Origin of the sequence: Variovorax sp. PAMC 28711, from assembly GCF_001577265.1 — a bacterium.
In the GTDB taxonomy this organism is placed as follows: domain Bacteria; phylum Pseudomonadota; class Gammaproteobacteria; order Burkholderiales; family Burkholderiaceae_C; genus Variovorax.
This window is the reverse complement of record NZ_CP014517.1, coordinates 953,732-971,754: the sequence shown is the minus strand read 5'-3', so window position 1 is coordinate 971,754 and position 18,023 is coordinate 953,732. Positions and strand designations below refer to the sequence as shown.

16 protein-coding genes and 1 pseudogene are annotated in these 18,023 nt (G+C 66.9%); 16 read left to right on the top strand and 1 reads right to left on the bottom strand.

The features are described from left to right. Window positions 1–27: 27 nt before the first annotated feature. From AX767_RS04920 to AX767_RS04890, 7 genes are all read left to right on the top strand, one after another. The gene (locus tag AX767_RS04920; RefSeq protein WP_068629150.1) at window positions 28–1,575 is read left to right on the top strand and encodes a class I adenylate-forming enzyme family protein; all 1,548 of its coding nucleotides are present in this window, start codon (window positions 28–30) and stop codon (window positions 1,573–1,575) included. Then, window positions 1,565–2,317 carry an SDR family NAD(P)-dependent oxidoreductase gene (locus AX767_RS04915; RefSeq protein ID WP_068629148.1) on the top strand — a complete coding sequence of 251 codons (753 nt, stop codon included), beginning with the start codon at window positions 1,565–1,567 and terminating at the stop codon, window positions 2,315–2,317. The genes AX767_RS04920 and AX767_RS04915 overlap by 11 nt, the downstream gene beginning before the upstream one ends. A gap of 1 nt (window position 2,318) precedes the next feature. Further along, entirely contained in the window at window positions 2,319–2,945 is a 627-nt protein-coding gene (locus AX767_RS04910) for a 2-hydroxychromene-2-carboxylate isomerase (protein WP_068629146.1), read from the top strand. A 49-nt stretch (window positions 2,946–2,994) separates the two neighbouring features. After that, complete coding sequence (locus tag AX767_RS04905) at window positions 2,995–3,585, top strand: 2-hydroxychromene-2-carboxylate isomerase (RefSeq protein ID WP_068629143.1); 591 nt, start codon at window positions 2,995–2,997, stop codon at window positions 3,583–3,585. Next, window positions 3,582–4,283: an SDR family NAD(P)-dependent oxidoreductase gene (locus AX767_RS04900; protein WP_068629141.1), complete on the top strand. Its 702-nt coding sequence runs from the start codon at window positions 3,582–3,584 to the stop codon at window positions 4,281–4,283. Before AX767_RS04905 ends, AX767_RS04900 begins: the two co-directional genes overlap by 4 nt. Before the next feature lie 260 nt (window positions 4,284–4,543). Then, on the top strand, window positions 4,544–5,575 hold the full coding sequence (locus AX767_RS04895) for an isocitrate/isopropylmalate dehydrogenase family protein (protein ID WP_068629139.1): 1,032 nt from the start codon (window positions 4,544–4,546) through the stop codon (window positions 5,573–5,575). A gap of 5 nt (window positions 5,576–5,580) precedes the next feature. Beyond that, on the top strand, window positions 5,581–6,267 hold the full coding sequence (locus AX767_RS04890) for a YceH family protein (RefSeq protein ID WP_068629137.1): 687 nt from the start codon (window positions 5,581–5,583) through the stop codon (window positions 6,265–6,267). 12 nt (window positions 6,268–6,279) lie between these two features. Here the strand turns inward: AX767_RS04890 and AX767_RS04885 are convergent, their stop codons facing one another. Beyond that, entirely contained in the window at window positions 6,280–7,491 is a 1,212-nt protein-coding gene (locus AX767_RS04885; RefSeq protein ID WP_068629135.1) for a patatin-like phospholipase family protein, read from the bottom strand. A 41-nt stretch (window positions 7,492–7,532) separates the two neighbouring features. Between AX767_RS04885 and apbC the strand changes: the two genes are divergently transcribed. The 9 genes and pseudogenes from apbC to fdhD all read left to right on the top strand — a co-directional run bounded on the left by apbC (window position 7,533) and on the right by fdhD (window position 18,014). After that, window positions 7,533–8,624 (top strand): iron-sulfur cluster carrier protein ApbC, encoded by a 1,092-nt coding sequence (gene apbC / locus AX767_RS04880; protein ID WP_068629133.1) that lies wholly within the window; start codon window positions 7,533–7,535, stop codon window positions 8,622–8,624. A gap of 16 nt (window positions 8,625–8,640) precedes the next feature. After that, window positions 8,641–9,582 (top strand): LysR family transcriptional regulator, encoded by a 942-nt coding sequence (locus AX767_RS04875; protein WP_068629132.1) that lies wholly within the window; start codon window positions 8,641–8,643, stop codon window positions 9,580–9,582. 138 nt (window positions 9,583–9,720) lie between these two features. Continuing rightward, window positions 9,721–11,406, top strand: a complete 1,686-nt coding sequence (locus AX767_RS04870; protein WP_068629130.1) for an OFA family MFS transporter — start codon at window positions 9,721–9,723, stop codon at window positions 11,404–11,406. A gap of 139 nt (window positions 11,407–11,545) precedes the next feature. Beyond that, window positions 11,546–13,900, top strand: a complete 2,355-nt coding sequence (locus AX767_RS04865; RefSeq protein WP_068629128.1) for an FdhF/YdeP family oxidoreductase — start codon at window positions 11,546–11,548, stop codon at window positions 13,898–13,900. A gap of 7 nt (window positions 13,901–13,907) precedes the next feature. Then, window positions 13,908–14,165, top strand: a complete 258-nt coding sequence (locus tag AX767_RS04860) for a hypothetical protein (RefSeq protein WP_068629125.1) — start codon at window positions 13,908–13,910, stop codon at window positions 14,163–14,165. Window positions 14,166–14,207: 42 nt separating this feature from the next. After that, on the top strand, window positions 14,208–15,014 hold the full coding sequence (locus AX767_RS04855; RefSeq protein ID WP_068629123.1) for an SDR family NAD(P)-dependent oxidoreductase: 807 nt from the start codon (window positions 14,208–14,210) through the stop codon (window positions 15,012–15,014). Between the two features lie 169 nt (window positions 15,015–15,183). Further along, window positions 15,184–16,350 carry a serine hydrolase domain-containing protein gene (locus AX767_RS04850; RefSeq protein WP_068629121.1) on the top strand — a complete coding sequence of 389 codons (1,167 nt, stop codon included), beginning with the start codon at window positions 15,184–15,186 and terminating at the stop codon, window positions 16,348–16,350. A 227-nt stretch (window positions 16,351–16,577) separates the two neighbouring features. Beyond that, window positions 16,578–16,904 (top strand): annotated as a pseudogene (locus tag AX767_RS21825) (HD domain-containing protein); the annotation flags it as partial. 246 nt (window positions 16,905–17,150) lie between these two features. Beyond that, the gene (fdhD, locus tag AX767_RS04845) at window positions 17,151–18,014 is read left to right on the top strand and encodes a formate dehydrogenase accessory sulfurtransferase FdhD (RefSeq protein ID WP_068633358.1); all 864 of its coding nucleotides are present in this window, start codon (window positions 17,151–17,153) and stop codon (window positions 18,012–18,014) included. Window positions 18,015–18,023 lie beyond the last annotated feature (9 nt).

Genomic DNA, 18,023 nt, shown 5'->3' with positions numbered 1-18,023 from the left:
CAAATAATAAACTTAGGAGAGACCAGAATGCAGGCCCTTTCCGCAACCCTGGCCGATCGGATTCAATCCTTGCCGCCGCGCATGTCGCACGTGGTGCGCCCATGGGCGGATCGCACGCCGGACGCTCCCGCCCTGTTGGAAGGCGAACATTCCCTGACCTACGGAGAACTGGCGGAGGCGATCAGCGCCGTCGGTGAATGGCTGAGATCGCACGGCGTGCGCGCTGGCGACCGCGTCATGGTGGTCGGTGAGAACAGCATGGCGCTGGCCGTCCTGATCCTTTCGATCGGCGACATCGACGCCTGGCCCTTGGTGGCCAATGCACGGCTCAGCGCCCGCGAGGTCGATGCGATTCGTACGCACAGCGGTGCGCGCCTGCAGCTGTTCACCAGCGAGATCTCCGTCGAGGCCGCCGCGCATGCAGCGAGATGCGGCGCCTCAGTGCAGGGCCTGCCGTGGATCGGCACGCTGAGCGTCGGGCCGCTCGATGCCGATGCCAGCGTTGAGCCGGTATCCAGCGCCGGAACCCAACAGGTCGGCGCGCTGATCTACACCTCGGGCACGACCGGTGCACCGAAGGGGGTGATGCTGAGCCATCACAGCATCCTGTTCACGGCGGCCATCGGCGGCATGCTGCGAGATGTGCGTCCGGACGACCGGATCTATGGCGTGCTGCCCATGTCCCACATCGTCGGGTTCTCTTCCGTGCTGCTCGGCACCCTGATGTGCGGTGCCTCGCTGGATCTCGTTCCGCGGTTCGACGCGGCGGCCACACTGTCCGCGTTGAGCACGCGCGGCATCACCCGCCTGCAGGGGGTGCCCACGATGTACCAGCGCCTGCTGGAAGCATCGTCCGGGTCGGTGGCGTGCCCCGACCTGCGCACGATCGGCGTCGCCGGGGCGCCACTCGACGCCTCGTTGAAGACGGCGGTCGAAGCGGCCTTCGGCCTGCCGCTGGACAACGGTTATGGCATCACGGAATGCTCACCGACGATTGCCATCACGCGCTCCGACGATATTCGCCATGACACCACCGTGGGGCGGTGCATTCCAGGCGTCGAGGTTCGTCTTTGCGGACCCGATGGGACGCCGGTTGGCGACGATGGTGTCGGGGAGTTGCACGCGCGCGGACCGAACGTGATGCTGGGCTACTACAAAGCGCCGGAAATGACCGCCGCCGTGGTTGACGGCAGTGGCTGGTTCAACACCGGAGACCTGGCTCGCTTCGACGGACCCTACCTGCACATCGTCGGCCGGACGAAAGAACTGATCATCCGCTCCGGTTTCAACGTCTATCCCCCGGAGGTGGAAGCCGTCCTCACCTCGCACCCCGCCGTGGCCGTCTGTGCGGTCGTCGGCCGCAAGGTCCCCGGCAACGAGGAGGTCGTGGCCTTCGTGCAGTTGCGGGCGGGCGCAAGCGCGGGGGCGGACGACATCGCTGCCTTCGCCGCACAGCATCTGGCCCCCTACAAACGCCCCACCGAAGTCATCGTGCGGCAGACGCTGCCCGCGACATCGGCCGGAAAGATTCTCAAGCACCAACTCGCAAAGGAAGCCTCACACCATGAACAATGAAACAGGCGCTGCGGCGCACAAGGGCACCGTCGCCATCGTCGGCGCCGGCGACTACATCGGCGCGGCGATCGCACGCCGCTTCGCCGCAGGCGGCTACACGGTGGTCGCCGGGCGACGAAACGGCGAGAAGCTCGAGCCGCTGGTTCAGGAGATCGAGGCACGGGGCGGGCGCTGCATCGGCCGCTCGCTGGATGCTCGCAAGGAAGAAGATGTCACCGCCTTCCTGGCCGAGGCCGAGCGGATCGCCCCCCTGGCGGTCTGCGTCTTCAACATCGGTGCCAACGTCAACTTCCCGCTGCTCGAAACCAGCGAACGCGTGTTCCGCAAGGTCTGGGAGATGGCCTGCTACGCCGGATTCCTGACCACGCGAGAGGCGGCCCGGCTGATGGAGCCGCGGCAGCAGGGGGCCATCTTTCTCACTGGCGCGACGGCGGGACTGCGCGGCGGCGTGGGGTACTCGGCATTCGCCGCTGCCAAGTTCGGCCTGCGCGCCGTGGCCCAGAGCGCGGCCCGCGAACTGGGCCCGAAGAACATCCACGTCGCGCATCTGGTGATCGACTCCGGCGTCGATACCGAGTGGGTCCGGGCGCGTCGAAAGGAAAAAACCGGTGCCGAGGACTTCGCGCCCGACGACCTGATGCGGCCGGAGTCGATTGCCGAGACCTACTGGAATCTGCACTTGCAACCCCGCGACGCATGGACCCACGAGATGGACCTGCGCCCCTACGGCGAGAGGTGGTGACATGGCCCTGCGCGCAGAATTCCTTTTCGATTTCGGCAGCCCCAACGCCTATCTGAGCCACCGGGTGCTGCCACAGATCGAGCAAAGAACCGGCGTCCGCTTCGAGTACGTTCCCATCTTGCTGGGCGGACTCTTCAAGCTGGCCAACAACCGGTCCCCGGCCGAGGCCTTCGCCGGGATCGCCAACAAGCAGGCCTACGACGCGCTTGAAGTACGGCGCTTCATTGATCACCACGAACTGAGCCAGTTCCGTCGCAACCCGTACTTCCCGGTGAACACCTTGAAGATCATGCGCGGCGCCTGTGCCGCGCAGAAACTCGGTTGCTTCGCGCTCTATGTCGAAGCGGTTTACACGGGCATGTGGGAGCGCGAACTCGACATGGCCGACGACGCGGTCATTCACCACGTGCTGACCCAGGCGGGCCTTGATGCTGGGGGCTTGCTCGCTGCTTCCCAGGACGCGGAGATCAAGGCGCAACTGCTGACCCACACCCAGCACGCGTTTGAACGCGGTGCATTCGGGTCGCCAAGCTTCTTCATCGGGGATCAGTTGTTCTTCGGCAAGGACCGATTGGGCGCCGTCGAAGACGAGATCCTGCGTCAGCAAAAAGAAGGGCGCCAGGGATGACTCGCAACTTCGTTCGCAACCTTTTCTACGCCTCCAGAGACCCGCGCACATGACGCCATTCGACTTCTACTTTGACTACCGCAGTCCCTACAGCTACCTGGCCTTCACGCAGTTCCGTACTTTGGCGGGGCGCGCACGCTTCAAGCCATTCGACATCGTCGACGTGATGCAGCGCACAGGCAATGTGCCGACCTCGGTCGTCTGCGCCGCCAAGAACCGCTATGTGAGGACCGACCTGCTGCGCTGGGCGACACACTACCAAGTGCGGTTGGTACGCCATGCGCGGGCGGCCCACATCGACACGCGGCGCCTGCTGCGCGCCACCCTTGCAGCCGGTCTTGAGCGCGAACAAGGATCCGCGATCGCAGCTGAAGCCCTCTTCAACGCCTTCTGGCGCGACAACACGGCCCTTGAAGGGGTCGAGGATGTGGCAGCCGTGCTCGCGGCTGCAGGGCTCGACGGCCACGCCCTAGAGGGGCTGATGGACGACCCCGCCACCGATTCGGACTTGAATACACGCAGCGCCGAAGCGGCCGAGCTTGGCGTCTTCGGTGCACCTAGCTTCGTCGTTGGGGCAGCGATGTACTTCGGCAACGACCGGCTCGACTTCCTGCGTCAACACTTGGCGTCCAAGCCATGAGCAAGCCACTTGCAGTGATCACGGGCGTGGGCCCGGGAACAGGCACTGCGCTGGCGCACCGCTTCCACGCTGGGGGCTACAGGGTGGCCCTGCTCGCACGCAATGCCGAACGCCTGCGTGGCCTCGAAAAGGAGCTGCCGGCGTCTCTGGGCGTGCCGTGCGATGTGGCGGATCCGGCTGCGCTGGCTCAGGCGCTGGCAGACATCGAGGCGCGCGTGGGCATGCCTCAGGTGGTGATGCACAACGCCGTGGGCGGCGCATTCGGCAGTTTCCAGGACATAGACCCGACGGCTCTGCAACGCAACTTTCAGGTCAACGTCATGGCGTTCTTGCATCTGGCTAGGTGGGCCGCGCCGGGCATGGAGCGGGAAGGCAAGGGGACGATTCTGGCCACCGGCAACACGTCCGCGTTGCGCGGCAAGGCCAAGTTCGCGGGCTTCGCACCGACCAAGGCGGCGCAACGCATCCTGGCCGAGTCGATGGCGCGCGAGCTCGGCCCGAAGGGCGTGCACGTGGCCTATCTTCTGATCGACGCCGTCATCGATGTCCCTTGGACGCGTGAGCGCTATCCGCAAGCCAATGACAATTTCTTCATCCGCCCCCAGGACATCGCAGACGAGGCCTGGCACGTCGCCCATCAGCCGCGGTCGGCCTGGTCGTTCCTGACCGAGCTGCGCCCCTACGCCGAGAGCTGGTGAACGCCGCATGAAGCACGGTAGCGGCCGTCCTTTCCCCCTCGTTGCCGGACCGATCGGGTCATCAGCCTGAAGGAGAAGGCTCTGGACCTTCTCGAAGTCTTGGCCATCGATCCATTCCAGAATCCGCCCGCCTGCGAGAAACTCGAGGAGATCCCGCCAGAGGAAGAGCGACAAGGCGTTGCAGGCGCGGCGTATGCTTTCGGCTCCGGACGGCGCCACAAGCGCTGCGCCCCCTCGAAACCGACCACTCAAAGCTGCAGATGACCCCTCCCATTCCCGCAACCCTGATCCCCGGCGACGGCATCGGCCCCGAAATCGTCGACGCCACGCTGGCCGCGCTCGATGCACTGGAGGCGCCGTTCGAGTGGGATCGCAAGATCGCGGGGCTCGGCGGCGTGACGGCGTCGGGCGATCCGTTGCCGGCCGAAACGCTGGACAGCATTCGCCGCACGCGGCTCGCGCTGAAGGGTCCGCTCGAAACGCCATCGGGCGGAGGGTACCGGTCGTCGAACGTGCGGCTGCGCGAGGAATTCCAGCTCTACGCCAACCTGCGCCCGGCGCGCACGATCATTCCGGGCGGTCGCTTCGACAAGATCGACTTGATGATCGTGCGCGAGAACCTCGAAGGCCTCTACATCGGCCACGAGCACTACGTGCGCATCGACGACGATCCGCATGCCGTGGGCATGGCGACCGGCATCAACACGCGGCAGGGTTGCCGCCGCATCTGCGAATACGCGTTCGACACGGCGGTCGCGACCGGCCGCAAGAAGGTCACGCTGGTGCACAAGGCCAACATCATGAAGGTGCTGACCGGGCTGTTCCTGGAGACGGGCCTGCAGCTGTACGAAGAAAAGTACAAGGGCCAGTTCGAGCTGGACAGCATCATCGTGGACGCCTGCGCCATGAAGCTGGTGCTCAACCCCTGGCAGTTCGACATGCTGGTCACCACCAACCTGTTCGGCGACATCCTTTCGGACCTCGTGGCCGGCCTGGTCGGCGGGCTCGGCATGGCGCCCGGCGCCAACATCGGCACCGACGCCGCGATCTTCGAGGCCGTGCACGGCTCGGCGCCCGACATCGCGGGCAAGGGCATCGCCAACCCGATCGCGCTGATGCTCGCCGCGGCGCTGATGCTCGACCACGTCAAGCTGCAGGACAAGGCAACGCGCCTGCGCACCGCCATCGACCAGACGCTCAACCTCGACAAGGTGCGCACCGGCGATCTGGGCGGCACCGCGAACACCATGGCCTTCACCAAGGCACTGGTGAGCCGCATCCGGGGCGCCTGACCCGCATGAGCTTCGCCGCGCCGACGCTCCCCGCCCTGTCGCTGTTCGAAACCCGCGTGCTGGGCGTGCTGGCCGAAAAGCAGCGCACCGTGCCCGACAGCTATCCGCTGACGCTCAACGCGGTGGTGTCCGGCTGCAACCAGAAGACCAGCCGCTCGCCGGTGCTCGACGTGTCGGAGGCCGAGGCCCAGGCCGCGCTCGACAGCCTCAAGGGCTACAGCCTGGTCACCGAGAGCAGCGGCGGCCGTGCCTTTCGCTATGCGCACAACGCCGACCGCGTGCTGCATCTGCCCTCGCAATCGGTCATCCTGCTCACTGTGCTGATGCTGCGCGGCCCGCAAACCGCCGGCGAGCTGCGCATCGCCTGCGACCGCATGCACAACTTCGCGGACATCTCTTCGGTCGAAGGGTTCCTCAACGAAATGGCCGAGCGACCGGCGGGCGCGCTGGTGGTCCGTCTGGCGCGCCTTCCGGGCGCGCGCGAGAGCCGCTGGGCGCATCTGTTGAGCGGGGCGCCGGCCGAAGCGTTGGCGGGGCCCGACGCCGATGCACGCGGTGCCGACGTCTCGCTCGGCGAGGTGGCGGCGCTCAAGGCGAACTTGGCGCGACTCGAGGCGGAGGTTTCCGACCTGCGATCGCTGCTGGCGCGCGTGTGTTCGGAACTCGGCATCGTGCCCGCACAGGGCGGCTGAGAAGCTGGCAGCTCAGGCTGCAGGCCAACCGAAGAAGCGCAGCACCTCCGCGCGCCGGCTCAGCGTGTCGGCGCGTCCCAGTGCCATCAATTCGCGCGTGAAGCCGGTATCGAACAGCAGGTAGCTCGCGAACGCCGACGATTGCATCGCGCCCACCGCCGGCGCTGCGTGGCCGCCGAGCATGCGGCGCACCGCGCCCGGCAGCGCGCCGACGTGTCGCGACGCGATCACATCGATGCGCTCGGAGGGCGAAATCACCAGCAGCTCGACGGGCCGCAGATGCGTGTTGCGCAGCGCCTCGGGGGGTATCAGCGCCAGCGTCTGGTTGATGCGCCGCAGCCGCTCGACGTCGACGGCCAGCGCGTCCAGGAAGATGCTGGAGAGGGCGTGGCCGGCGATCTGCGCAAGGGTCGGGTAGCCCGTCAGCTTGTTCGGACCGGGCTCCGCGCGCGGTTCGCTCAGGCGCCCGGCGCCGACCACCAGCACCCGCGCAGCACCGAGATGGATGGCCGACGCGATCGGCGCGGACTGCCGCATCGAACCGTCGCCGAAGTATTCCGTGTGCGCGTTCATCGCGATGCCGGTCGCCGGGAACACGAAGGGAATGGCCGACGACGCGAGCAAATGGTCGTGGGTGATGCGGCCCGGCACCGCGATGCGTTGCGATCGCACCCACGGTTCCATCGGCAGGGCCGATTCGTAGAAAGTGAAGTGTTCGCCCGAGCTGTAGCTCGATGCGGTCACGGCCAAGGCCTGAACGTGGCCCGCGGCCATCAGGCCGGGCAGCCGGTCGAGCGGCACCAGGCGTTTCAGCAGGTCGGCGAGCGGGGCGTTGTCGAGCAGCGAGCGTGGCTGCTCGCGCCGCCATCGCGCAAAAAGGGATGCCAGGCCGAACAGCATGTGCCAGCGGCCGGGCGCGTCGAGGCGCGAGAGCGAATCGGCGCGGTAAACCTGATCGGTCCGGAAGCTTTGCCAGACGTCCGCGATGTCTCGCACGGTGGCATCGAAATCGTCGGCGCCGCAGGCCAGTGCGGCGGCGTTGATCGCGCCCGCCGAGGTGCCCGTGATGATGGGGAACGGATGGCCCTCGACGCCGGCGGCCCGTCGCAGATCGGCAATGGCTTCGAGCACGCCGACCTGGTAGGCGGCGCGGGCGCCACCGCCGGTGAGAAGCAGACCGGTCGGGCCTGTGGCGGGCAATGGGGCGGGGTCGACAGAGGACATGGGTGCCGCACTAGACTACCCGCGATTCAGGAGTTGTATCAATGGCAGTTACCCAAGAGGCCCTTCTCGCCGCGCTCGCGACGGTGCCGGACCCAAACACCGGCAAGGACTTCGTCGGCTCGAAGGCCATCCGGAACATCCACATCGCCGACGGCGACGTGGCCTTCGATCTCGAACTCGGCTACCCGGCGAAAAGCCAGCATCCGACGCTGCGCAAGGCGCTCGTCGCCGCCGCGAAAACGCTGCCGGGCGTGGAGAACGTGTCCGTCAACATCTCCACCAAGGTGGTGAGCCACGCGGTCCAGCGCGGCGTGCAATTGCTGCCCGGCGTGAAGAACATCGTGGCGATCGCTTCGGGCAAGGGCGGCGTGGGCAAGAGCACCACGGCCGTGAACCTGGCGCTCGCGCTGGCGTCGGAAGGCGCGACGGTCGGCATTCTCGACGCCGACATCTACGGCCCGAGCCAGCCCATGATGCTGGGCATCGAAGGCAAGCCGAAAAGCGCCGACGGCAAGACCATGGAGCCGATGGAAAACCACGGTGTGCAGGTGATGTCGATCGGCTTCCTGGTCGATGGCGATCAGGCCATGATCTGGCGCGGCCCGATGGTCACGCAGGCGCTCGAGCAGCTGCTGCGCCAGACCAACTGGCGTGAACTCGACTACCTCATCGTCGACATGCCGCCCGGCACCGGCGACATCCAGCTGACGCTGTCGCAGCGCGTGCCGGTCACCGGCGCGGTGATCGTCACCACGCCGCAGGACATCGCGCTGCTCGACGCGAAGAAGGGCATCAAGATGTTCGAGAAGGTCGGCGTGCCGATCCTCGGCATCGTCGAGAACATGGCGGTGCACATCTGCTCGAACTGCGGGCACGTGGAGCACATCTTCGGCGCCGACGGCGGCAAGAAGATGGCCGAGCAATACAACACGGACTACCTTGGGGCACTGCCGCTCGCGATGCAGATCCGCGAGCATGCCGACAGCGGCCAGCCGACCGTGGTCGCCGACCCGGACGGCGAGATCGCCGGCATCTACAAGGCGATCGCCCGGCGCGTGGCGGTGAGCATCGCCGAGAAGGCGAAGGACTTTTCCGCGAAGTTCCCGACCATCTCCATCAGCAAGAACACGTGACGCCGAGGCGCGCCGCATGAACCTGCTCGCGTCGATGCGCTACCTGGTCGCGCTCGACGAACACCGCCACTTCGGACGCGCCGCGCAGGCCTGCCACATCACGCAGCCGGCGCTCTCGAATGCGCTTCGTGCGCTGGAGCAGGAGTTCGGCGTCGTCATCGCCCGGCGCGGTCGTGCCTATGTAGGGCTCACGCAGGAAGGCGAGCGCGTGCTCGCAACTGCGCAGCGCATGCTGCGCGACAACGAGGTGCTGCAGCAGGACCTGCGCAGCGACATCGCCACCCCGCGCGGCAAGCTGCGCATGGCGGCGGTGCCGACGGCGATCCCGATGCTCGCGCGCTTCGCGGCCATGTTGCAGGAGCGGCATCCCGGCATCGTGCCGACCGTGCTGTCGATGAGTTCGCAGCAGCTCGAAACCGGGCTGGAGAACCTGTCGCTCGACCTCGCGCTGGGTTACACCGAGCGCATGGAACTGCGCGGCGTCAAGCTCACAGCCTGGCCGCAGAGCATCGAGCACTATTTCCTGCTGCGACGTGCGGCGCAGCCTGCCGATGCGTTGCAGATCGGCGCGCCGATGCGCTGGTCGCACGCCGGGGCGTTGCCGCTGTGTCTTCTCACGCCCGACATGCACAACCGCACGATCATCGATCAGGCCTTGGGCAGCGCCGGTGTGGCGGTCGCGCCCGCCATCGAAACCAATTCGGTGCTGGCGCTCGCACTCACAGTCATCGCAGGCCAGGTGTGCAGCGTGCTGCCTGGCGCCATGGTGGCTGCGGTGCGCGGGTACCGCGAGCTGGAAGCGCTGCCGCTCATCGAACCTGAAGTGCGAACCCCCATCGGCTTCATGACGCAGGCCGGCGTCCGGCCGTCGCGTGCACTGCAAGCGGGCCTCGACCTGCTGCAGACCTCCGAATGGACAACACAGGTCGACCTGCACAGCGGCGCGCTGGACGCCTAGCGCTTTCGATTTCATTTATTTTTTGAATCGATGCATGTGTCGATGCAATTGGACGCGTTTCTGAACAATTGTTCACACTCGCCGCGTTCAGGTGCCCATCAGGCCACCCCCGCTTTTTACTGAGGACTGAGGAGAAATATGTCGAACACCATCACCGGTACGCTGGAGGGCGTCGGTTCCGCGGGCGAGCGGCCAGGCTTCCTAGACAAGGAACGCATCATCGCGGGCCCCGGCTTCAATCGATGGCTCGTGCCACCGGCTGCGCTGGCCATTCACCTGTGCATCGGCATGGCCTACGGCTTTTCGGTGTTCTGGCTGCCGCTGTCGAAGATGCTGTCGGTCAACGGCACCGGCGCGCAGGCGTGTGCCAAGGACATGAGCTTTTTCGCCGAGCTGTTCGCGAGCGGCTGTGACTGGCGCATCGCCACGCTGGGCTGGATGTACACGCTCTTCTTCGTGTTCCTCGGCTGCTCGGCCGCGCTCTGGGGCGGCTGGCTCGAACGCGCCGGTCCGCGCAAGGCCGGCGTGGTCTCGGCCGTGTGCTGGTGTGGCGGCATGCTGATCTCGGCGCTGGGCATCTATCTGCACCAGTTCTGGCTGATGATCCTCGGTTCCGGCGTGATCGGCGGCATCGGCCTTGGGCTCGGCTACATCTCGCCGGTGTCGACGCTGATCAAGTGGTTCCCGGACCGCCGCGGCATGGCGACCGGCATGGCCATCATGGGCTTCGGTGGCGGCGCGCTGATCGGGTCGCCGCTGGCCGTCGAGCTCATGAAGAACTTCGCGACCCCCACGGATGTCGGCGTCATGCAGACCTTCGTCGTGATGGCGTTCGTCTATTTCGTCTTCATGATGGGCGGCGCACTCGGCTACCGCGTGCCGCCGACCGGCTGGAAGCCCGACGGCTGGACGCCCCTGGTGGCGAAAGCCGCCAACACCATGATCACGCAGCGCCACGTGCACGTGAAAAAGGTGTGGGGCATCCCGCAGTTCTGGCTCGTGTGGGTCGTGCTGTGCATGAACGTGTCGGCCGGCATCGGCGTGATCGGCATGGCCTCGCCCATGCTGCAGGAAGTGTTCGGCGGTGGCCTGATCGGCGTCGCCAAGAAGTTCGGCGAACTCGACAAGACCCAGCTGGCCGCCATCGCGGCCGTGGCCGGCGGTTTCACGGCGTTGCTGTCGCTCTTCAACATCGGTGGCCGCTTCGTGTGGGCCAGCCTGTCCGACAAGCTGGGCCGCAAGCTCACCTACACGATCTTCTTCGTGCTGGGTGGCCTGCTTTACGCGAGCCTGCCGGGCTCGGCCGCGGCCGGCAGCAAGCTGCTCTTCGTGGGTGCGGTCTGCCTCATCCTGTCGATGTACGGCGGCGGCTTCGCGACCGTGCCGGCCTACCTGGCCGACCTGTTCGGCACGCAGTTCGTCGGCGCCATCCACGGCCGCCTGCTCACCGCATGGGCCACGGCCGGTATCCTGGGTCCGGTCGTCGTGAACTACATGCGCGAATACCAGTTGGGCCTCGGCATCCCGCGTGAGCAGGTCTACAACCAGACGATGTACATCCTGGTCGGCATGCTGGTCATCGGCCTCATCGCCAACCTGATGGTGCGCCCGGTGGCCGACAAGCACTTCATGACCGATGCCGAACTGGCCGTCGAGAAGAAGCTGGCGCACGAGAAGGCCTCTGCGGCCGAAGTCGGCAGCGGTTCGGGCGGCGGCGGCACCGTGAGCCCGGCCGTGGTCGCCCTCGCGTGGCTGGCCGTCGGCCTGCCGCTGGCCTGGGGTGTCTACAAGACGCTGATCAGCGCGGCCAAGTTCTTCAACTGACGCACCGGGCTCGAGCCCGCGGACACGGCGCAGGTCCCCATGAAATTCATGGCGTCCTGCGCTTTTTCATTTCCGTTCCGAATCGGGCCATGCGCGAATGCAATTTGACCGCGGTGACCCGCACGACAACACTCACCCCATGACTGACCACCAGAAGATCGAGTTCTACAACGGCCCGGCGGGCGGCTGGGGCGCACTGCGCAGCGTGACGAACGCCTTGCTCAAGCAGGACATCGCCATCAAGGGCGCCAAGACCATGCTCTCGGCCAACCAGCCCGACGGCTTCGATTGCCCCGGCTGCGCCTGGCCCGACCGCAACCATGCCTCGACCTTCGAGTTCTGCGAGAACGGCGTGAAGGCGGTGGCCGCCGAAGCCACGGCACGCCGCGCCGGCCCCGAACTGTTCGCGAAGCACACGGTGGCCGAACTCGCGCAGCAAAGCGACTTCTGGCTCGAAGACCAGGGGCGCCTCACGCACCCGATGGTCTATGACGCGGCCAGCGATAAATATGTGCCGATCGAATGGGACGCGGCTTTCGCGCTGGTGGCCAGACACCTCAACGCGCTGCCAGACCCGAACCAGGCGATCTTCTACACCTCGGGTCGCGCCAGCAACGAGGCAGCCTTCCTGTACCAGCTCTTCGTACGCGAGTACGGCACCAACAATTTCCCCGACTGCTCGAACATGTGCCACGAGCCGAGTGGCAGCGGCATGCGGCCTCAGATCGGTGTGGGCAAGGGTACGGTCACGCTGGAAGACTTCGAGCTGGCCGATGCCATCTTCATCTTCGGCCAGAACCCCGGCACGAATCACCCGCGCATGCTGGGCGAGCTGCGCCAGGCGCACAAGCGCGGCGCGAAGATCGTGAGCTTCAATCCGCTGCGCGAGCGCGGGCTGGAGCGCTTTGCCGATCCGCAGGACAAACTGGAGATGGCGACGCTCAGCTCCACGCAGATCAGCACGCACTACTACCAGCTGCGTGTGGGTGGGGACTTGGCCTTGGTCAAGGGAATGATGAAGCACCTGCTTGAACGGCAGGACGCGGGCGAATCGTTGCTCGACCAGGCCTTCATCGCCGAGCACACCACCGGCTTCGATGCGCTCGCTGCCGATGTGCGCGCCGAATCGTGGGCGCTGCTGGTCGAAGAATCGGGCCTGCCCGAAGCGCAGATCCGTGCGGCGGCCGACGTGTATTGCGCATCGGAGCGCGCGATCTTCTGCTGGGGCATGGGCATCACGCAGCACCAGAACTCGGTCGCGACGATTCAGATGATGGTCAACCTGCTGCTGATGCGCGGAAACATCGGCCGGCCCGGCGCCGGCCCGTGCCCGGTGCGTGGCCACAGCAACGTGCAGGGCGACCGCACCATGGGCATCTGGGAGAAGCCGCCTGCGGCATTGCTCGACAGCCTGCGCGAAGTGTTCGGCTTCGAGCCACCGCGTGCCAACGGCTGGGACACCGTCGAGGCCATCCAGGCCATGATCGACGGCAAGGGCAAAGTGTTCTTCGCGCTCGGCGGCAACTTTGCTGCCGCCACGCCCGACACCTACGAAACCTGGAAGGGCCTGCGCCGCTGCGACCTCACGGTCCACGTCACCACCAAGCTCAACCGCAGCCACATCGTGCATGGGCGCGAGGCATTGATCCTGCCGTGCCTGGGCCGCACCGAGATCGACATCCAGGCCGAAGGGCCACAGGGCGTGACGGTCGAAGACTCGATGAGCATGGTGCACCTGTCGCACGGCATGAACGCACCGGCGTCCGAGCACCTGCTGTCGGAGCCCGCCATCGTCGCGCGGCTGGCCGAGGCCACCATCGGCGCTTCGGGCCGTGGCAGCAGCAAGACGCCCTGGCGCTGGTTGCTCGCCGACTACAACCGCATCCGCGACAAGATCGCCGCGGTGTTCGTCGACTTCAAGGATTTCAATCAGCGCGTAGCGGTGCCCGGCGGCTTCCGATTGCGCAACACGGCGAGCGAACGCGTGTGGAACACTGCGGCAAAGAAGGCCAGCTTCTACACGCACGCGGTGCCGGTTGACACGCCGTCGCACCGCGCCCGCGCGCGCTTCTCGAAGAAGACCGACACGGTCGTCTTCACGCTGTTGACCACGCGCTCGCACGACCAGTACAACACCACCATCTACGGCCACGACGACCGCTACCGCGGCGTGTTCGGCCAGCGCCGCGTGGTCTTCATCAACGCCGAGGACATCAAGACGCTCGGAATGAAGGACGGCGACTGGGTCGACATCAAGACCGTGTGGGACGACGGGCACGAGCGCCGCGCCGACAAGTTCAAGCTGGTCGCATACAACATCCCGCGCGGCAACCTCGCGGCCTACTACCCCGAGACGAATCCGCTGGTGCCGCTGGCGTCGGTGGCGCTGAACGCGGGCACGCCGGCATCGAAGTCGATCCCGGTGGTGCTAGTGCCGCATGCGCAGCCCACGACGGGTGCCGCAACGGCCGCGCCGGCGGCAGCGCTGGTTTGATCTTCGGATGACCGACACGCTGGCCGCAGCCATCCTGCGCGCGCTCGCAGCGGCGCCGGGCGAGGGCGGTGTCTCGCTGCCGCGCCTGGGCAAGCAACTGGGGCAGGGCGCGAGCGTGTTGATGCGCCAGCTCACGCTGATGGGCGATGCCGCGGTGGGCGGTGTCGCCGGGCCCGGCTGGGTGCGCGTGGTGCAGCTCGAAGACCGCTGGCTGGTGCACCTGACCGACGCCGGCCGCGCGGTGCTGGAAGATACGCAGCGCTGATCGGCGCTACGCTTCGTGCGCATCACACTGGAGCGCACCGTCATGACCTCAACTTTGTCCTCGTCCCTTCCCGTCGCCGTCGTGACGGGCGCCGCGCGCGGCATCGGCCTGGCCATCACGCACTGGTTTCTGGCCCACGGGCACCGCGTGCTCATGCTCGACGTCGACGAGGCCACGTTGACGGCCGCCGCCGCCGCGTTGAACGACGAAGCGCGCGTGCTGGCCTTGCCCTGCGACGTCTCGCAACCGGCGCAGGTGCAGGCAGTCGTCGATCGCGTGGTGCAGCAGTTCGGGCGCATCGACTGTCTCGTCAACAACGCGGGCATCGCGTCCTTCATGCCCATCGGCGCCACATCGTTCGAAGAGTGGCGGGCCGTCATGGCCGTCAACCTCGACGGCGCATTCCTGTGTTCGCAAGCCTGCGTGCCGGTGATGCTGAAAGCGGGCGGCGGCGCCATCGTGAACATCGCGTCCATCTCCGGCCTGCGCGCCAGCACGCTGCGCGTGGCCTACGGCACCAGCAAGGCGGCGCTGATCCATCTGACGCGCCAACAGGCGGTCGAGCTCGGCACCGTCGGCATCCGCGTCAACGCCATCGCGCCCGGCCCGGTCGAAACCGAGATGGCGAAGAAGGTGCATTCGGCCGCCATCCGCGCCGACTACCACGACGCCATTCCGCTCGGCCGCTACGGCACCATGGACGAAATCGCTTCGGCCGTCGGTTTCCTGTGCACCCCGGCGGCGAGCTATGTGAACGGGCAGGTGCTGGCGGTGGATGGGGGCTTCGAGGCGACGGGTGTGGGGCTGCCGACTTTGCGTCGGGATGCGGCACGGGGGGCTTCGGCGTGATGAGACCTCTTGCGTCGGCGGGACGGGCGCTGCAGACCGATTTGATCCAGATCGCTGGGCTGCGCTCCAGACGAGCCGAATCACGGCCACCTCGCATTCAGCAGCGCCACGGCAGATCCTCCGTATGTGCTGTTGGGCACGCCAAGGCTGCATGGCTACACTGACCCGGATGGAAACAACCCAGCACAACGGCTCGTCCCGCAGCGGGCGCTACCCCGAACTTTTCACACTGCCGAGCGATGCGCAGCGGCGTGCATTTGCCGACATGCGCGAGTTCTATCCCACTCGCACCATTGCCCGCGGCCCGCAGGTGCGCGAACTTCGTCTTGGCCAGCCCGTCGATTTTCATTACGAGGCTGACGGTCACAGCCTGGGCATCGACGATTTCATGAGGCGCGGCGGCAGCACCGGCCTGCTGATCCTCAAGCGGGGCCAAGTCGTCTGCGAGCGCTATGCGCACGGCCACACCGCGCAGACGCGCTGGCTCTCTTTTTCCATGGCCAAGTCAATCACGTCGACCCTGATCGGCGTCGCGATGCACGACGGCGTGATCGCCAGTCTCGAAGACCCGGTCACGCTCACCGTCCCGCAATTGATCGGTTCGGCCTATGACGGCGTGACGATTCGCCAAGTGCTTCAGATGACCTCGGGCGTGCGCTGGGTCGAAACCTATCTCGACCCCGAATCAGACCGCCGCAAGCTGATGGCCATCCAACAGCATGAAGAACCGGGCGGCGTGCTGAACTACCTGCGGACACTGCCGCGCGTCGCCGAGCCGGGCAGTCTCTTCAACTACAACACCGCGGAGACTTTCCTGCTCGGTGCGATCCTTCGAGGCGCGATCCAGCAACCCGTGAGCGACTACCTGTCGGCCAAGATCTGGCAACCGTGTGGCATGGAGAGCGACGCTTACTGGCAGCTGGAGAGCGAAGGCGGTCAGGAGTTCACCGGCAGCGGGCTGAACGCCACGCTGCGCGACTACGCGCGCTTCGGCGCCTTCGTGCTCGCCGATGGGGTGCTGGATGGCCAGCGCGTACTGCCCGAAGGCTGGATGGCGCAATCCACGGCGGTGGTCCCCGGGTCGATGCTGGAGCCGGGCCGTCTGACGGGTTTCGAGCCGCTGGGTTACGGCTACCAGTGGTGGACCTTTCCGTCGCGCGCAGGATCGCATGTTTTCGGTGCGCTGGGCATCTTCGGCCAGCAGATCTATGTCGATGTCGACGAACAACTGGTGATCGTGTTGCACAGCGTGTGGCCCGAGCCGGTGCACCTCGCGAGCCGGCTGGAGAGCTACAGTTTCTTCGCTGCCGCGACGCGTGCGCTGCAGAACGCTTGAGGCCAAGCTCGCAGAACCTAGCGTGCCCGAAATTCGTCAGCCCGTACCAACCCTGCGAATTCAGCCGATGGCATGGGCGTGCAGGCAAGTCGCCAATTGCGCAGGGCGTCGAGGATGGGTTGCTGGTTGCGCTTGGCGGCGGGGCTGGAGTGGAGCTCGGTCATGCCGTCCGGTAGCAGCGCGCAACGCCGCGCACGACCGCGCACCATGGGTCGCGCCCTTTGATAATGGGCGCCATGAACCCCACGCCGATGAACCCGACGGCCGCGCGCGACTACGCCATCGCCATGCACGGCGCGCAGCGCTACGGCGATCACCCTTACGTTCACCACCTCGACGCCGTCGTCGCGGTGCTCGCGCCCTTCGGTGCCGAGGCGCAGACCATCGGTTACCTGCACGACGTGGTGGAAGACACCGATGCCACGGTCGACGACGTGCGGCAGCGCTTCGGCGACTTGGCGGCTGCCTGCGTCGCGCTGCTCAGCGATGCGCCCGGTGCCACGCGCGAGGAGCGCAAGGCCAAGACGTACGCGACGCTCGCTGTCGTGTCGGGCCCCGAGGAACTGGCGCTGCTCGTGAAGGTGGCCGACCGGCTGTCGAACGTGCGCTCGTGCGTGGCCGATGGCATGGGCGACCTGTGGGAAACGTATCGGGGTGAACAGCAGGCGTTCAAGTCCGCGGCGTTTCGCGCGGGACAGTGCGACGCGCTGTGGTCGGAGCTCGACGGGTTGCTCGACGAGGCGCGTCGGCCGACCGATCGCGGCAATGACCTGACGATTCCCTCGCTGCAGCAGCGCACGGTGCGCGTGCTGGGCGAGCCCGACGCGCCACCAGAAGGACGGCTTCGCACCGACACCATGGCCGCCGAGGTGCCGGTGTCGCTCGTCTTCAACGGCATCGCGCACGCCGTGATGATGGCGACCCCGCAAGACCTGGAAGCCTTCGCGCTCGGCTTCGCGCTGAGCGAAGGCATCCTCGACGACGCGCGCGAGTGCTTCGACATCGAAGCGCGCACGCTGCGCGCGGCCGAGGCCGGGCTGCCCGAGGGTGTGGACGCCACCGAGGTCTCGCTGACGATTTCCACGCGCAGCTTCGAGCGCCTGAAGGGCCGTCGCCGCAACCTGTCGGGCCGCACCGGCTGCGGCGTGTGCGGCGTCGAAAGTTTCGCCGGGCTCGACCTCGACACGCCGCCCGTGCCCGCACGCGAGTGGATCGATCGCGTCGACCTGCCGACCGTGCTGCGCGCCTTCGAAGCGCTGCCCGCCCGCCAGCTGCTCAACGCCGAAGCCGGCGCCATCCACGCGGCGGGCTGGGCCACGCTCGACGGCGCGCTCACCGATGTGTTCGAAGACGTCGGCCGCCACAACGCGCTCGACAAGTTGATCGGCGCCATGGCGCGCGCAGGCCGTCTGGGCGAGCCCGGCTTCGTCGTGCTGACCAGCCGCGGCAGCCATGAGCTGGTGCGCAAGTGCGCGCGCCTCGGCATCGCCGCGCTGGCGACGATCTCGGCGCCGACCGCGATGGGCGTGCGCATGGCCGAGCTGGCCGGTGTGCGTTTCTGGGGGCTGTGCCGCGCACCGCGAGCGGTGCTTTATGCGCCGGGTGCCGCGCCATTTGCGCCCTCGAAAGAAGAGCTTTTTGAGCCAGCTGGACGGGCGCTCTAGCCCGATCCG

Bases quoted from the DNA above. Each gene is read 5' to 3' on its own strand.
- AX767_RS04895 (WP_068629139.1), top strand. From the start codon at position 4,544: ATGACCCCTCCCATTCCCGCAACCCTGATCCCCGGCGACGGCATCGGC.
- AX767_RS04865 (WP_068629128.1), top strand. From the start codon at position 11,546: ATGACTGACCACCAGAAGATCGAGTTCTACAACGGCCCGGCGGGCGGC.
- AX767_RS04905 (WP_068629143.1), top strand. From the start codon at position 2,995: ATGACGCCATTCGACTTCTACTTTGACTACCGCAGTCCCTACAGCTAC.
- AX767_RS04870 (WP_068629130.1), top strand. From the start codon at position 9,721: ATGTCGAACACCATCACCGGTACGCTGGAGGGCGTCGGTTCCGCGGGC.
- AX767_RS04920 (WP_068629150.1), top strand. From the start codon at position 28: ATGCAGGCCCTTTCCGCAACCCTGGCCGATCGGATTCAATCCTTGCCG.
- apbC (WP_068629133.1), top strand. From the start codon at position 7,533: ATGGCAGTTACCCAAGAGGCCCTTCTCGCCGCGCTCGCGACGGTGCCG.
- AX767_RS04890 (WP_068629137.1), top strand. From the start codon at position 5,581: ATGAGCTTCGCCGCGCCGACGCTCCCCGCCCTGTCGCTGTTCGAAACC.
- AX767_RS04885 (WP_068629135.1), bottom strand. From the start codon at position 7,491: ATGTCCTCTGTCGACCCCGCCCCATTGCCCGCCACAGGCCCGACCGGT.
- AX767_RS04850 (WP_068629121.1), top strand. From the start codon at position 15,184: ATGGAAACAACCCAGCACAACGGCTCGTCCCGCAGCGGGCGCTACCCC.
- AX767_RS04855 (WP_068629123.1), top strand. From the start codon at position 14,208: ATGACCTCAACTTTGTCCTCGTCCCTTCCCGTCGCCGTCGTGACGGGC.
- AX767_RS04860 (WP_068629125.1), top strand. From the start codon at position 13,908: ATGACCGACACGCTGGCCGCAGCCATCCTGCGCGCGCTCGCAGCGGCG.
- AX767_RS04915 (WP_068629148.1), top strand. From the start codon at position 1,565: ATGAACAATGAAACAGGCGCTGCGGCGCACAAGGGCACCGTCGCCATC.
- AX767_RS04875 (WP_068629132.1), top strand. From the start codon at position 8,641: ATGAACCTGCTCGCGTCGATGCGCTACCTGGTCGCGCTCGACGAACAC.
- AX767_RS04910 (WP_068629146.1), top strand. From the start codon at position 2,319: ATGGCCCTGCGCGCAGAATTCCTTTTCGATTTCGGCAGCCCCAACGCC.
- AX767_RS04900 (WP_068629141.1), top strand. From the start codon at position 3,582: ATGAGCAAGCCACTTGCAGTGATCACGGGCGTGGGCCCGGGAACAGGC.